This is a genomic window from Pseudomonas sp. DC1.2 (assembly GCF_034351645.1).
Taxonomy (GTDB): Bacteria; Pseudomonadota; Gammaproteobacteria; order Pseudomonadales; family Pseudomonadaceae; genus Aquipseudomonas.
On record NZ_CP133782.1, the window covers coordinates 2577785 to 2591591 of the forward strand.

Consider the following 13807-nt stretch of genomic DNA (forward strand, 5'->3'; position numbering starts at 1 on the left):
CACAATCACTATCGGCGCGGATTTTGATTTCTTTTGCCGTCGAAAGGAACTTTTTTATTTTTCAGGGTCGGTGTGTCTTCTGCGCGTTTCCCGACGTTATCCCTCTGTATCGGGCACAATGCCCGGAAACTATGTTCCAGCGCTCTGGACTAACTCTCATGGAACGCGTTGGGCTATAACCTTTGACACACATTATTGGCAGTAAGGAGCATCAGCACATGCAACTCGGGATTATTGGACTGGGCCGCATGGGCGGCAATATTGCGCGGCGCCTGATGCTCAACGGGCACACCACCGTTGTTTATGACCGCAATACCGCTTTTGTCGATACCTTGGCCGAAGAAGGCGCAACGGGGGTCGCCGATTTGCCGGCGCTGGTCGCTGGCCTGGCCAAGCCGCGCGCGGTGTGGGTCATGTTGCCGGCCGGCGAGCCGACCGAAGACACCATCGAAACCCTGAGTACGCTGCTTGATGCCGGCGATACGATCATCGACGGTGGCAACACGTTCTATAAGGACGACATCCGCCGGGCGAAAATCCTCTCCGAGAAAGGCTTGCACTACATCGACGTCGGCACCTCCGGCGGCGTGTGGGGTCTGGATCGCGGTTATTGCATGATGATCGGCGGCGAAGCAGAGGTGGTTAAACGCCTGGATCCGTTGTTCGAAAGCCTGGCGCCAGGTGTGGGCAACATCCCGCGCACCAAGGACCGTAAATCCGACGATGATCGCGCCGAACGAGGCTACATTCACGCTGGCCCTGCGGGCTCTGGCCATTTCGTGAAGATGATCCACAACGGTATCGAGTACGGAATGATGCAGGCCTTCGCCGAAGGCTTTGACATCCTCAAGACCAAGGCCAGCGAAAACCTGCCGGAAGACCAGCGCTTCGACCTGAATGTCGGCGACATTGCCGAAGTCTGGCGTCGCGGCAGCGTGGTCTCCTCCTGGTTGCTCGATTTGACCGCTGACGCCCTCGCCAGTGATCCGAAACTCGACGGTTACTCCGGTGCTGTGGCCGACAGTGGTGAAGGCCGCTGGACCATCGAAGCGGCCATGGAGCAGTCGGTGCCCGTACCGGTGCTGTCGAACTCGCTGTTCTCTCGCTACCGCTCGCGCGGGCAAGGCACCTTTGGCGACAAAATTCTCTCAGCCCAGCGCTTCGGCTTCGGCGGCCACGTGGAGACTCCGAAAAAATGACCAACACGATCCGCAAGAAATCCAAGGCAGAACCCGCACCACCGACCACGTTATTTCTGTTCGGCGCTCACGGCGATCTGGTCAAGCGTCTGCTGATGCCGGCGCTGTACAACCTGAGCCGCGACGGCCTGCTTGGGGATGGACTGCGGATCATCGGCGTTGACCACAACGCTATCAGCGATGAAGCCTTCGCCCAGAAACTCGAAGACTTCATCCGCACTGAAGCGGCCACTAAGGTCGGCAAGGGCGATCAAGCGCTTGATCCGCAACTTTGGGGCCAGCTCGCGAAAGGCATCAGCTACGTCCAGGGCGACTTTCTGGACGACAGCACTTATCAAGCGCTGGCGGCAAAAATTGCCGACAGCGGCACTGGCAATGCGGTGTTCTATCTGGCCACCGCCCCGCGTTTTTTCAGCGAAGTCGTGCGCCGTCTCGGTGCTGCCGGATTGCTGCAAGAGACCCCTGAAGCGTTCCGCAGGGTGGTCATCGAAAAGCCATTTGGCTCTGACCTGCAAACTGCCGAAGCCTTGAATGCTTGCTTGCTCAAGGTGATGTCGGAAAAGCAGATCTATCGGATCGATCACTACCTGGGCAAGGAAACCGTCCAGAACATTCTGGTCAGCCGGTTCTCCAACAGCCTGTTCGAAGCGTTCTGGAATAATCATTACATCGACCACGTACAGATCACCGCTGCCGAAACGGTCGGTGTCGAAACCCGTGGCAGTTTTTACGAACACACGGGCGCCTTGCGGGACATGGTGCCCAATCACCTGTTCCAACTGCTGGCGATGGTCGCGATGGAGCCGCCGGCAGCCTTTGGTGCGGACGCGGTACGGGGCGAAAAGGCTAAGGTGGTTGGCGCGATCCGCCCTTGGTCCGTCGAGGATGCGCGGGCCAACTCGGTGCGCGGCCAATACGCCGCTGGCGAGGTTGACGGCAAACCGTTGGCCGGTTACCGCCAGGAAGGCAATGTTGCTGGCGACAGCAACACCGAAACCTATGTCGCGCTTAAAGTCATGATCGACAACTGGCGTTGGGTTGGCGTGCCGTTCTACTTGCGCACCGGCAAGCGCATGAGTGTGCGTGATACCGAAATCGTTATCTGCTTTAAGCCTGCGCCCTACGCGCAGTTCCGCGATACCGAGGTCGATGAGTTGCAACCGACCTACCTGCGGATCCAGATTCAGCCCAATGAGGGTATGTGGTTCGACCTGCTGGCCAAACGGCCGGGGCCGGCGTTGAACATGGCCAATATTGAGCTTGGGTTTGCCTACAAGGATTTCTTCGAAATGCAGCCGTCCACCGGCTACGAAACGTTGATCTACGATTGCCTGACCGGCGATCAGACGCTGTTTCAGCGCGCCGACAACATCGAAAACGGCTGGCGAGCCGTGCAGCCGTTCCTCGATGCCTGGCAACAGGACTCGAGTGTGCAGAGCTATCCGGTAGGTGAAGATGGCCCACAAGCCGCACAAGACCTGCTTGCACGCGATGGCCGCGTTTGGCACAGCCTCGGATGAGCAGCGTATTGAAACATCCCATCCGTTTTTTGCTGAGTGACATGGACGGTACCTTGTTGCTGCCGGATCACAGCCTCAGTCCGCGCACCATTGAGGCGGTCCGAGCCTTGCGTGAGGCGGGCGTGTTGTTCAGCTTGGCCACCGGGCGACCGCCCAAAGCCATGCTGCAACAGATACAGGCTTTGGGTGTTGACTTGCCCACGGCGGCGTTCAACGGCGGCACGATTGTCCACCCGGACGGCAGTCTATTGGTTGCGCACTATCTGCCGACCGGCGCAGCGCTGACGGCCTTGGCGCTGTTTGCTGATCGACCGGACATCGAAATCTGGGTGTTCAGTGGCGGCGATTGGTTGTTGAAGGACCCGAACGGGCCGATGGTGCCGCGTGAACAGAACGGTTTGGGCTATCCGCCGGTGGTGGTCGAGAGTTTTGAGCCGTATCTGGAGCGCATCGACAAGATCGTCGCTACCAGCAACAACACCGAGTTGCTGATCGAGTTGGAAGGGTTGTTGTCGCCCAAAGTACATGGCCAGGCTCAGGTCTCGCGTTCACAACCGGTTTATTTGGACGTGACGGCGATGCAAGCCAACAAAGGCGCAGCGCTGGCGACACTCGCCGAGTACCTCGGTGTACCGCTGGAACACACCGCCGCGTTGGGTGACGGCGGCAATGACCCGGCGATGTTTCACCGGGCTGGTTTGTCGATTGCCATGGGTCAGGCGGAGGACGCGGTGAAGCGTCAGGCCGATGTCGTCACGGGCACCAACACTGAAGATGGCGCGGCGCAGGCGATTGAGCGCTACATCCTACCTCTATAAGCAGCCCGGCAGCCCTGTGGGAGCAAGCGTGCTCCCACACTGTTTTGTGTACGGCCAGAAACTCAGTACACACCCGGTATCGCCACGCTTGGCAGGTTGGTCCCGGTATTGATCGGTATGGCCAGGGCCTTGAACTGTTCGCGGCTCATGTGTCCGGAGATAAACGCCTGCTTCACTCCAGTGAGTGTGGGCAGGTGCCGGTCATCGTTGAAGAGAGTGTTCAGCCGAGGATCTTTGCCTGAAGCGACCCAGGAAGATCAGGCTAACTGAGGTAACGCGTCACGATGGCCTTGTAGCTGCCCTCGAGTGAGTAGCCGGCCACGACGATTTTGCCATTGCTCTGCAGGGCGACTGAGGTGGCGGTATCGTGGCTGCGGCCCTGACGTGTACGCACCCAGCCGATGCCGTTGGCGAACTGGCGGTCCAGATCTCCGTCAGGCAGGTAACGTCCCACAATGAAGTCGGCTTCGAAGCCGCCGATCGTCGCACCAACGGTCACGATGCTGCCGTCCGGCTGGACTTGGGCTGCGGTCCATTGGCAGCCGTTGTTGCCGATATCCAGGCGTTGCGGTTGAGCGCCGTTGCAATGAATGTCCGGTCGGCCGTTGCTGTGTATTTTTAGTGAGAGACAGCGCATCGGATCACGACTGCTGCCAAAACAGTGCAATTCGCCATCGGGCTGCTGAACGATATGGCTAATCTGAGCGCTTTGTCCCTGCGCGGTAAACGTCATGAAGCCGTCCAGGGCAAAACTTTCGTCGAGCGTGCCGTCAGGGTGGTAGCGCGCCAGCAAGCCTTCCTGTGGGAAGTTCATCGAGCCCCCCGTCAGGATTCGCCCATCCTGTTGCACCATGAGGCTGCTGAGCCAGGTATTCATCAGCAAATGTCTGACCAAAACGAAACCGCGGCCGTTGAAGTCAGCGTCCAGTTCGCCATTGGCGGTGAGGCGGATCAGCAAGCCGACGTGATCGGCCAGTTCGAAATGGTGATTGGCCAGCAGCAGGATTCGGCCGTCCTTCTGCACGCTGATAGCGCAGGCTTCTGCGCCCGGCACGCCTGGTGGCAACCAATCGTCGCGCAATCCTCTGGACAGGTCGCCGGGCAGGCGCACAACGCGTTTTCCATTGTCGCCAAAGTGCCGGACGGCATGACCGTGCGCGTCGAACAGGGCCAGGGCGGGGAGCGTGCGGTGGATATTTTCGTAGTGCAGGCCGGCCAGCAAAATGTGCCCGTCAGGCAGGAGGGTAACGCTGCCTGCCATCGCTTCGAAACCGAGTTCGAACTGGCCGATGAGGCTGCCTTGATGGCCGAACGACAGATCCGCCGAACCGTCCGGTAGCAGGCGAGCCAAGCCGTAGCGACTACCGCCGGGTGTCCCGACCTTGGCCGCTACCAACAAACGCCCTTCGGTGTCGATTACGACATCGTTGGCCATGCTTGAGGTGCTGCCCGCGAAATACACCTGGGTTTTACCAGCGGCGGCGAAGCTCGTGTCCAGTTGCCCGGCCTCATTGATCGAGGCGGGACGGGCAAAAGCGTTGGTGTTTGGCATGCACGCATCTCCTAGCGAGTCGACGATGTCCCGGAAAAGGGAGGTGACTGCATGAACGACTCATTCAATCCCTGTAAGAGCGGATGTACAACTGTCATAACTAACAGATGGAGAGTCGCGTTGTGCCAGAACAGTGTCTTTTCGAACCATTGAAAAGCTTGCCAAGCACTTGAGCGCGCGCGGAGTTGAATAAGGACACGAGGAGAAGCATTAAACTCAAAAGATCGTCCGACGGTGATTCGCGCCTTCAGACGATCTACTTATTTGAATGGGCGCAACGCGCTTAGTGCGGCATTGTCCACGATTGCAGTGTGTAACCTTCCTGGCTTAACGCGGCCCGAGCCTGTTCCAGCAAGTGTTCGAGTTGAACCGGATCGCTATAGGCACTGCTAGGGATCTGCGTGCGGCCGATACGAGTGTTGGTGCGGTCGATAACGGTCAGGCTGAGTTCGCCGTTACCGTCCTGTGGCGCCCAGGCCACGCATTGAAAAGGTTTAAATGCGCGGTCGGCAATCAAAAGAGCTTCGTTGATGCGGAGCGGGGCAGTCATGGGGGTCTTCTCTCTGTATGCCCAATCAAGTGATGTGCCGTCGGTTGGGCTTACCGTGCGGCTGGTTACTTGTACTGATGCCCGCAACCGGGGTGCAGGTCACACACAATCAAAAGAAATTTCAACTTTCTTTCATATACTCAATGTTCAGGTGTGTTTTGAAAGCGCAAGGAAAGATCTAAGTCGTTAGGCAACTAACAAAACCACTGCTTATAACTAATTAGTTGCCTTGCCTATAATCAAACGATACAAGCCTGCCGTCAAATTCTTGCTAATGTTACAGCCAGGTCTGCCAAATGACTGTTTTTAATAATATTTCCTTAAATTTGGCGCCAAGGAACAGTCATGATTGAAGCGCCTGCCTTACGACGTCTGTTAGTGGTAGATCCCTGCGACGATTGCCATCGTCTATTGCCAGGTTTGCGCGCGGTGGGCTGGGATGTTGATAGCTGTACGTTGGAATCCGCCGCCGATCGAACGTGCGATGTCGGCCTGTTGCGGTTGCAGCCTTTTCATCTGGAGCGACCGGAAGCGGTTAAGGAATTGATCAGCCGCAGCGGCACCGAGTGGATCGCCGTTCTGAATCAGGAAGTGCTGCGAACGCAGAATGTCGGGGACTTTGTCTGCGAATGGTTTTTCGATTTCCACACCTTGCCGTTCGACGTCTCCCGGGTCCAGGTCACGCTTGGCCGCGCGTTTGGGATGGCGCGGTTGCGCGGGCAGGGCACGATTCACATCGACCAGCCGGAACATGAGCTGCTGGGCGACAGTAAGCCAATTCGCGAACTGCGCAAGCTGTTGAGCAAACTGGCGCCGACCGAGTCGCCGGTGTTGATCAGGGGCGAAAGCGGCACCGGCAAGGAGTTGGTCGCCCGCACCCTGCACCGACAGTCCCAGCGCCACAGCAAACCCTTTGTCGCGATTAATTGTGGTGCGATTCCCGAACACTTAATTCAGTCCGAGCTGTTTGGCCACGAGAAAGGCGCCTTTACCGGCGCTCATCAGCGCAAGATCGGACGAATTGAGGCGGCGAACGGCGGCACGCTGTTTCTGGATGAAATCGGCGATCTGCCTCTGGAACTGCAAGCTAATCTGCTGCGCTTCCTGCAGGAAAAACACATCGAACGCGTCGGCGGCAGTCAGCCTATTCCGGTGGATGTGCGGGTGTTGGCCGCCACTCACGTTGACCTGGAAGCCGCCATCGACAAGAAACACTTTCGCGAAGATTTGTACTACCGCCTTAACGTCCTGCAAGTAATGACTGCGCCTTTGCGTGAACGTCACGGCGATCTGTCGATGCTGGCCAACCATTTTTCCCACTTTTACAGCCACGAAACCGGTCGTCGTCCGCGCAGTTTTAGCGAAGACGCCTTAATTGCCATGGGTAAGCACGATTGGCCGGGCAATGTTCGTGAGTTGGCCAACCGGGTGCGCCGTGGTCTGGTATTGGCAGAGGGGCGACAGATTGAGGCGCGAGACCTGGGCTTGATGAGCCAGCAGGCGGTAGCCGCTCCGATGGGCACGCTTGAAGACTACAAGACCCGTGCCGAGCGTCAGGCACTGTGCGACGTATTAAATCGGCACAGCGACAACCTGAGCGTTGCCGCTCGGGTGCTGGGTGTTTCGCGTCCGACCTTTTACCGGCTGCTGCACAAACACCAGATTCGATAATGAGCCCCCAAACAAAAGCCCCGCTGCGGTGTAAATCGCAGCGGAGCTTTGTGGTGGATCAGAAGTAGTAAGGGAATTTGAGGCTGAAGGTGAAGTCCGGCGCATCGGGCGTCATGCCCAGTGACAGGTTGGGCACGATGGTCAGGTTCGGTGTGGCCGCGATGGTCATGCCGATGTTGAAGTAACCCGCGTTGGCGTCGCTGGAGACGACCGATTGCCAATCCTGGCCGGTGGGCTTGAGCTTGCTTCGGCGTTGGATCAGGTCGGACATCGAGAACGACATGCTCATCTTCTCGTTCAAGGCAAAGGCTACGCCGGCGCCGATCTGGAAGCTGTCGCCGATTTTCACCTTGCCTGGGGTCGTCTGATTGACGGTAGAACTGATGTCGCTGAAGGATTCCTCCAGGTTGTGCGTGTAGGAGAAGGTAGTGAATAGCACGGCTGGGTCGTAGGTTTTAACCAGCGAGATCCCTGGAGAGACCGACCACACACCGTTACCGGTCGGCAGGCTTTCAGGTACAAACAGGTTGGTGTTGTCCGGCGACTGCACCAGCTTGATCCCGAACGGGTCTTTGCCGGTAGGTGCCTTGACGCGGAGGGTGAACACCGCATCCGGCGAATTGACTGACTCGTCGAGGAACTTGTACGCCACACCGAAGCTGACATCGCCAATGGTCGGGTCCTGGGTGACGTCGCCCTGGCTGGTCACGCCCGCTGCGCCGTTGTTAGCCCCGCCCGACTGATACGTCGACTCGCGATAAACCACCGGTACGTCAACGTCGAACTGCCAGCGGTTGTTGTAGTTGTAGCGGGTGGTGAGGTCCACGGTCCAGGTGTCAGCCTTGATCCGGTCCAGGTTGATGTTGCCAAGGAAGATCGAGTCCAGCGCCAAAAAACCGTTGAGGGTCAACTGCCGGGTGTCGTAGTGCGAATAGGTCAATCCGGTTTCAAAGCTGAACTTGCCTCCACCAAAAAAGCCGCTGGCTTCGTCATAGAGGTTGGACACGCTCTGTGCCGGCTGTGAATCGTCGGCCAGCGATTGACCGTAAGACGCGCCGCTGCCCCCGGCTGCGCCCCCCGAGGCTGCCGCTGCACCGGTGCCGGTCGCCACTTGCTGGTTACCGCGTAATGAGGCAGGTGATTTGACCAGCCGTTTTGGTGCCGGTGTGACCGGTTGCTCTTCAACCTGGCGAACCCGCTGTTCGAGCACTGCCAAGGCTTTTTGCTGGACTTCGTAACGTTGTTTGAGGTCCAGAAGTTCTTGTTTTAAGGCTTCTACGGCCGGGTCCGATGCGGCCTGCAACATCGCAGCCGGAAAAAGAGTGCTCAAGCATACGACTGCGCGAAGCGATGCCGATCGATACATAAAAAAGCCGTCCCTTTGAGCCAATGATCGAGGTCAGCGTAGTTCAATATCCTAAATTGCGTAGTCCCTTGAGTTGATTAAGATTCTGCATGGCGCCGGCACTGGCATTGAGGTTGTTATTGAGCACTACATTGAGCTGCGTCAGGTTGTTGACCGAGTTGCTGCTGCCGAGCAATTTGGTGTTTTGCAGCAGACCACCCTGGGCCACTTGTTGCAGGGCTGAACCTTGGTTGTTGCTGGCCTGAATGGCCACTTGTACACCACCGCCGGTGGTGGAAACCGCGACACTGCCAGCGCCGTTGCTGCCCGAAATAGTTTGCCCGTTCATCAACAACTGGCCTTGGCCGGCAACCAGCGCCGGTGCGGTACTGGATTGCGTGACGTTGATGCCTACGTTGTTATAGGCCGTATTGCTATCACCTGCGGCACGCACACTTTGGGTGACGCCTTCGGTGCTGCTGAGCCCGGCGCCGCCAATCACGTTACCTGTGCCTAGGGACGGGGTGGTGCCGTTGCCTGTTTGTTTGATGGTTGAAACATAGAGTTGGGGTTGTACGGTTGCAGCCTGAATTTGCATTGAGGTCGTTGCCCCAATCAGGTCGCCGCTGGCGTTGCGCCAGGTGCTACTCATGATCACGCCGAAGCTGATAATGCGCCCCGGCATGACAAAACGACCGCGTAGCTGGGAGAGCTCCTGGTCGTTGACCTCGATGGGTCTGAATCCTGCATTGACGTTGCCCGATACACTTGCTGCCAGGCAGGCGACGGCCAGCCAGTATGAGGTTTTCATCTACTGCTCCCGGAGCTTCCTGCCCCTTTTATCATTATTGGGCGCTAAAAGAAGTCGCTCTGAATGAAGCCGAAATCCATCAGTTCGGCGTCTCTGATCGGGCTGAATTCATCGAGTTTATTCTTGGCCGTCAACGGGGCTGGTGGGTTGAGCAAAGCATTAGCTTTGACGTATCCAGGACCTACGATGGCGAAGACGATGCCGTTCCAGCCTTTGACAAATTCATCATGGGCGTAGCGTTTATGGCCCAGTACCGGATCGCCGATATAGACCCAGTCCTTATCTGCCCGCTGCATCACCACGAAGTGTTTGTAACCGCGAATCTCCATCAGAACCACAACCGGAATCGAGACTGCGTCCAGCTTTTCGGGCGGGATCTTGTAGCCCCTGGCGCGCATGCCGATGCTTTCTATGTAGCGCTTCATGTCCAGCATGGAAAAGCCCTGAGTACGAACAAGGTTCTGGTCAGCGTTGACCAGCATGCCTTTGATGACGTGCTCCTCATCGACGTCTAGCCAATAGGCCTGGCGTAACACCGTTGCCAGTGCGGACGCACCGCAGCTGAAATCGGTTTTCTGTTCGACGATGTCGCTGAACTTGCGCTCACGAATACTTTGCACATGCTTATAGACCAGCATGCCGCCGGGGAGGGCGGGCACGGGCATTTGGGCAGCCTGAGTCAGGCTAGACAGGCAGAGCAGGACGGTGAGTGCGGCCATACGCATGATCGATACGCCTTTATCCGGACTGTAGAAAAGCCCCGTTTCCGGGGCTTTGACGACGATCACAATTACATTTTGCTGACCGAAGAGATGGCCAGCGAGTTGCTTTGTTGGTTACCCGAACCCGCTGAGACGTTGGCGCCGCCGTTGCCGGAGAAGTTGTTCATCGAGTTGGTCATGCTGGCGTTGTTAACCACTGGGTTTTTCCAGCCATCCGGAGTCAGGACTTGTTGAGTAGTGACGCCGGACAGACCGAAGACGCCTACTGCAATGAAGTCAGAGCTGGTGTCTTTGCCATGATGTTCATCACCGCGACCGCCACGGCCGCCTTCGGTGGTTGCTTCACCGATGGCCACGAACTCACCAGCGGCATGCACAGTACCGGTCAAGGTCGAAGTTTTGTAGGTTTGTACGCCTTTGTTGTCCACGACCAGATTGGTTGAAGACTGGTTAGCCGCCGCCGCTGCTTGGGCTACGCGACCACCGGACGAGGCGATTGCCAGGTTGTTTTTCTGTTGGTTAAAGTCGCCGGCGGATACGTTCATGCCGATGTTGCCGGAACCGTTGTTGCCAGAGTTGTTAAGTGTGGCGTTGTTTTGAGTAGACGAATTACTCACATAGTTGTTGTTGTTGACCTGAGTCGCGCTCGAAAGAGCGGTCGAGGTGCCGAAAATAAAGCTCTCGTCCGAGGAGGCGATCGCGGCGGCGTTGTCTTGTTGGTTGCCGTCGCCGGCTGCACTGTTGGCGCCCATATTGCCGTTGGAGCCATTCAGCGAAGCGTCGATCTTGGCGTTGTTGTTGGTGCCTTGGTTGGTCACCACATTGGTATCGCTTTTTTGTGCATCCAGTACGGTAGCGCTGGCGCCTGCACCGATTTGCAGCAGTTGTTCCAGAGTCGGCCCTTTTGGTTGATGACCATGGCCGTGTTCGCCGCCTTCATTACCACCGCCTGCTTGTGCTGCCATTGCCATCACTGCTGCCAGAGCGAAAACCAGTGGTTTAAGAGCCATTGTAGGTTTCATGGTATTTCTCCGATCTCATTAGTTGGTTAAGTGTTGGAACGTTTTGTTGCACTGCAATTGGGTCAGTCAGCGACCCGGATGCTCAGGGTGTTAGCCATTCGGTTCCCCACCCCGGCACTCTGGTTCACCTGAATCACTCCCCGGCTGCCGGTGAAGGCCTGGTCACTGATAGCGACCTGGCGGCTGCCTTTTGAAGCGTCAGTTGCTCCTGAGCTTGGTGACAGCGCCACGTTCTGTTGCGAAAGGGCACTGTCGTCGACGCTTTGCGGTGCAGCTCCGACGCTGATCCGCATGGCGTTGGCCATCTGGTTATTGGCACCGGCACTCTGGTTGACGCCCAGCGCTCCGTTGCCATTGATGAAAGAAGTACCGCCGATGGTGGCCGTCGCATTCACCGACGGATTGGCAGCGGTATTGATTTTCTGGATCACACTGGTCGTCGCCGAAGCGTTGGTACCAGTGGCAATGGCGCGCACGTTGGCCTGTTGTGATTGGTCACCGGCGGCCTGGTTGAGGCTGAAGTTGCCGTTGTACTGCGCGCCGGAATTCAGCAGGTTGGCGTTGTCCTGTACCGCTACGCTGGAGTCGGCCATGGCGCTGGTAGTGGCAAGCAGGGCAATGAAGATCAGGGAGCGATTCATGTCATTGGCCTCCTGCGATTCTGCCCAGCGGGGCGAGGCCGGTGCTCATGGCGCGGTTGATGGTTCCTGAAATCGAGCTGCCGCTGCCGACACCGCCACCCGCGGCGCCACCGGGCATGCCGGGTACACCATTGGAGTTAGTCACCGAGTTGACGCCTGACAAGGTGCCGTACTGGTTGATGTTGCGGTTGATCGATGAACCGCTGGCGACGCCGGCGAAATCGCCATCGCTCAGTTCGGCGTTGCTGGCCGCCGTGGTAACGGCTACCGAAGGATTGGCGTTGACGGTGGTTGGGTAAGGGTCTTTACCGCCGTTGCGACCAATCGGAACAGCCTGGACCTGACGGTTGAGAACGATCACGCCATTCCCGTCGGCCATGACAGGAAGACTGGTCATCGAGCTGACGGCGCAGCCGATCAGCATCAGATTCGTCAAGCCTCTATTGAGAGTTCCCACGACGGCAATTCCTTCTTCGGTGGGCTGGCCTTTGTCAGCGTTGTGAAGAAGAGAGCGAAAGCTGTGCCGCTTTTTGATTATTGTTTTAATTCAATGAGTTGGCTGGTCAGGCGAGGAGGAGGATGTCGCGACTGTTTCACGGATGAGACAGTACGCAGCCCTGGTAATGGCCTGATGCTGTCGCACAGCTCTAGATCAAGGGTTTTCAGCGGGGTGTATCAGTACGTTAACAACTGGCGGGGCGTGAAGGTTGGGGGCGCTGAAACGGGCGGTTCAGGCGGTGATGGGTGTAACAGAAACGGACGTTTCCCCCCCAAAGCAGCCACGACGGACGCAAAATCCGCCCCAAAAGACTGGCTCAGGAGGTGAGCAGTCGGCTGACCGTGTGCAACGCTTGCGCCTGGCGTTCGCTCCAGCTCCCGTGCAGTAACTGAAATGGCTGGTCATGCTGTTCGAGCCATGAACGGGTGGCATTGAAAAAGGCCAGGCGCTGGCTCAGCTCGGGTTGGCAGCGTTGACCATCGTCCGTCCACTCCACCTGTTCAGGCGACAGCAGCAAGTGCAGATCATAATGTCGGGCCAGCAGCGCCGGTTCGAGCCAGCTCGGGCAATCGCCGAACAGGGCTTTGCTCCAGAGGATATTGCTCAGTAAGTGAGTGTCGAGAATCAGCAAGCGAGGCTGCCTGGCCCGGGCTTCGTCTTCCCATTGCAGTTGCCCGCGGGCGATGTCCGGAACGTCTGCCAGGCAGGTGTCTCGTGGATTTTGCTCGATGAACCAACGGACATATTCATCGACCAACTCGCCACCGAACTGTGCCTTCAGTTCAGCGGCCAGCCAGCTTTTGCCGCTGGATTCTGGACCGGTGAGCACCAGCACTTTCATGTGCGCAATGCCGGATCGGTGCGCCACTCCCGCCAGCCTTGTACCGCCAGCAGTGTGAACAGGCCGTAGAGCGCGGCGGTGAGGTACAGGCCTTTATAAGTGAATAGGCCGACGAAGATCACATCCACGGCGATCCATAGTGGCCAGCATTGCACGCGCTTTTGCGCCATCCATAACTGCGCCACCAGACTGAAACCAGTCAGCGCGGCATCAAGCCAGGGTTGGGCGGCATCAGTCCAGTGGGCCATGGCTGCGCCCAACAGCAGGCTGCCGACTGCGCCCACTGCCAGCCCCTGCAATATCGAACGGCGATTCAGGGTGCTGATGTCGCGCCCCTCATGCGTCGCGCCTGCGCGCGTCCATTGCCACCAGCCGTAGAGTTGCAACGCGGCATAAATCACTTGCAGCAGCATGTCCGAATACAGCTTCACGTCGTAGAAGATCCAGCTGTAAAGCAGCACCATGACCAGCCCAATCGGCCAGCACCATGGGTTCTGTTTGACGGTCAGCCAGACGGCGATGACGCCGAGGGCGGCGGCAAACAGTTCAAGCCCGGACATGGAGATACCTTGGGGAAGTCGAAGAAGGGGGCGGATTGTACCCAGAGAGCAAGGGA

General features: G+C 57.8%; 14 protein-coding genes and 1 pseudogene. 4 read left to right on the plus strand and 11 right to left on the minus strand.

Translation table 11 applies throughout. From position 1 onward, the window contains the following. Positions 1 to 218 precede the first annotated feature (218 nt). From gnd to RHM68_RS11750, 3 genes are read left to right on the plus strand one after another with little or no spacing between them, the layout of a single operon-like run. Positions 219 to 1199, plus strand: coding sequence for a phosphogluconate dehydrogenase (NAD(+)-dependent, decarboxylating) (gene gnd, locus RHM68_RS11740; RefSeq protein ID WP_322223117.1), 981 nt, complete (start codon positions 219 to 221; stop codon positions 1197 to 1199). Next, the gene (gene zwf, locus RHM68_RS11745; RefSeq protein ID WP_322223119.1) at positions 1196 to 2719 is read left to right on the plus strand and encodes a glucose-6-phosphate dehydrogenase; all 1524 of its coding nucleotides are present in this window, start codon (positions 1196 to 1198) and stop codon (positions 2717 to 2719) included. Before gnd ends, zwf begins: the two co-directional genes overlap by 4 nt. Then, on the plus strand, positions 2716 to 3537 hold the full coding sequence (locus RHM68_RS11750) for an HAD family hydrolase (protein ID WP_322223121.1): 822 nt from the start codon (positions 2716 to 2718) through the stop codon (positions 3535 to 3537). The genes zwf and RHM68_RS11750 overlap by 4 nt, the downstream gene beginning before the upstream one ends. A gap of 74 nt (positions 3538 to 3611) precedes the next feature. Here RHM68_RS11750 and RHM68_RS26705 read toward each other — a convergent pair. The 3 genes and pseudogenes from RHM68_RS26705 to RHM68_RS11765 form a co-directional block, all read right to left on the minus strand. Beyond that, positions 3612 to 3722 (minus strand): annotated as a pseudogene (locus RHM68_RS26705) (hypothetical protein); the annotation flags it as partial. 77 nt (positions 3723 to 3799) lie between these two features. Further along, the gene (locus tag RHM68_RS11760) at positions 3800 to 5089 is read right to left on the minus strand and encodes a hypothetical protein (protein ID WP_322223123.1); all 1290 of its coding nucleotides are present in this window, start codon (positions 5087 to 5089) and stop codon (positions 3800 to 3802) included. Between the two features lie 283 nt (positions 5090 to 5372). After that, positions 5373 to 5639, minus strand: coding sequence for a hypothetical protein (locus RHM68_RS11765; RefSeq protein ID WP_322223125.1), 267 nt, complete (start codon positions 5637 to 5639; stop codon positions 5373 to 5375). A 345-nt stretch (positions 5640 to 5984) separates the two neighbouring features. Between RHM68_RS11765 and RHM68_RS11770 the strand changes: the two genes are divergently transcribed. Continuing rightward, positions 5985 to 7310, plus strand: coding sequence for a sigma-54 dependent transcriptional regulator (locus RHM68_RS11770; RefSeq protein ID WP_322223127.1), 1326 nt, complete (start codon positions 5985 to 5987; stop codon positions 7308 to 7310). 58 nt (positions 7311 to 7368) lie between these two features. Here the strand turns inward: RHM68_RS11770 and RHM68_RS11775 are convergent, their stop codons facing one another. The 8 genes from RHM68_RS11775 to pnuC all read right to left on the minus strand — a co-directional run bounded on the left by RHM68_RS11775 (position 7369) and on the right by pnuC (position 13751). Continuing rightward, a complete protein-coding gene (locus RHM68_RS11775; protein ID WP_322223129.1) occupies positions 7369 to 8676 on the minus strand; it encodes a hypothetical protein in 1308 nt (435 codons plus the stop codon). A 43-nt stretch (positions 8677 to 8719) separates the two neighbouring features. Then, the gene (locus RHM68_RS11780; protein WP_322223132.1) at positions 8720 to 9466 is read right to left on the minus strand and encodes a hypothetical protein; all 747 of its coding nucleotides are present in this window, start codon (positions 9464 to 9466) and stop codon (positions 8720 to 8722) included. A 44-nt stretch (positions 9467 to 9510) separates the two neighbouring features. Continuing rightward, on the minus strand, positions 9511 to 10191 hold the full coding sequence (locus RHM68_RS11785) for a C39 family peptidase (protein WP_322223134.1): 681 nt from the start codon (positions 10189 to 10191) through the stop codon (positions 9511 to 9513). A gap of 65 nt (positions 10192 to 10256) precedes the next feature. Further along, on the minus strand, positions 10257 to 11210 hold the full coding sequence (locus RHM68_RS11790; RefSeq protein WP_322223136.1) for a heme utilization protein: 954 nt from the start codon (positions 11208 to 11210) through the stop codon (positions 10257 to 10259). Between the two features lie 62 nt (positions 11211 to 11272). Further along, entirely contained in the window at positions 11273 to 11851 is a 579-nt protein-coding gene (locus RHM68_RS11795) for an adhesin (protein ID WP_322223138.1), read from the minus strand. 1 nt (position 11852) lies between these two features. Continuing rightward, positions 11853 to 12308, minus strand: a complete 456-nt coding sequence (locus tag RHM68_RS11800) for a hypothetical protein (RefSeq protein ID WP_322223140.1) — start codon at positions 12306 to 12308, stop codon at positions 11853 to 11855. A 358-nt stretch (positions 12309 to 12666) separates the two neighbouring features. Further along, positions 12667 to 13191, minus strand: a complete 525-nt coding sequence (locus RHM68_RS11805) for an AAA family ATPase (RefSeq protein ID WP_322223769.1) — start codon at positions 13189 to 13191, stop codon at positions 12667 to 12669. Then, entirely contained in the window at positions 13188 to 13751 is a 564-nt protein-coding gene (gene pnuC, locus RHM68_RS11810) for a nicotinamide riboside transporter PnuC (protein WP_322223142.1), read from the minus strand. The genes RHM68_RS11805 and pnuC overlap by 4 nt, the downstream gene beginning before the upstream one ends. Between the last annotated feature and the right edge of the window lie 56 nt (positions 13752 to 13807).

Excerpts from the sequence above, each read along its gene's own strand:
- RHM68_RS11780 (WP_322223132.1), bottom strand. The coding sequence starts at position 9,466 with ATGAAAACCTCATACTGGCTGGCCGTCGCCTGCCTGGCAGCAAGTGTA.
- RHM68_RS11795 (WP_322223138.1), bottom strand. The coding sequence starts at position 11,851 with ATGAATCGCTCCCTGATCTTCATTGCCCTGCTTGCCACTACCAGCGCC.
- RHM68_RS11765 (WP_322223125.1), bottom strand. The coding sequence starts at position 5,639 with ATGACTGCCCCGCTCCGCATCAACGAAGCTCTTTTGATTGCCGACCGC.
- RHM68_RS11770 (WP_322223127.1), top strand. The coding sequence starts at position 5,985 with ATGATTGAAGCGCCTGCCTTACGACGTCTGTTAGTGGTAGATCCCTGC.
- RHM68_RS11750 (WP_322223121.1), top strand. The coding sequence starts at position 2,716 with ATGAGCAGCGTATTGAAACATCCCATCCGTTTTTTGCTGAGTGACATG.
- pnuC (WP_322223142.1), bottom strand. The coding sequence starts at position 13,751 with ATGTCCGGGCTTGAACTGTTTGCCGCCGCCCTCGGCGTCATCGCCGTC.
- zwf (WP_322223119.1), top strand. The coding sequence starts at position 1,196 with ATGACCAACACGATCCGCAAGAAATCCAAGGCAGAACCCGCACCACCG.
- RHM68_RS11775 (WP_322223129.1), bottom strand. The coding sequence starts at position 8,676 with ATGTATCGATCGGCATCGCTTCGCGCAGTCGTATGCTTGAGCACTCTT.
- RHM68_RS11785 (WP_322223134.1), bottom strand. The coding sequence starts at position 10,191 with ATGCGTATGGCCGCACTCACCGTCCTGCTCTGCCTGTCTAGCCTGACT.
- RHM68_RS11790 (WP_322223136.1), bottom strand. The coding sequence starts at position 11,210 with ATGAAACCTACAATGGCTCTTAAACCACTGGTTTTCGCTCTGGCAGCA.
- RHM68_RS11805 (WP_322223769.1), bottom strand. The coding sequence starts at position 13,191 with ATGAAAGTGCTGGTGCTCACCGGTCCAGAATCCAGCGGCAAAAGCTGG.
- RHM68_RS11760 (WP_322223123.1), bottom strand. The coding sequence starts at position 5,089 with ATGCCAAACACCAACGCTTTTGCCCGTCCCGCCTCGATCAATGAGGCC.
- gnd (WP_322223117.1), top strand. The coding sequence starts at position 219 with ATGCAACTCGGGATTATTGGACTGGGCCGCATGGGCGGCAATATTGCG.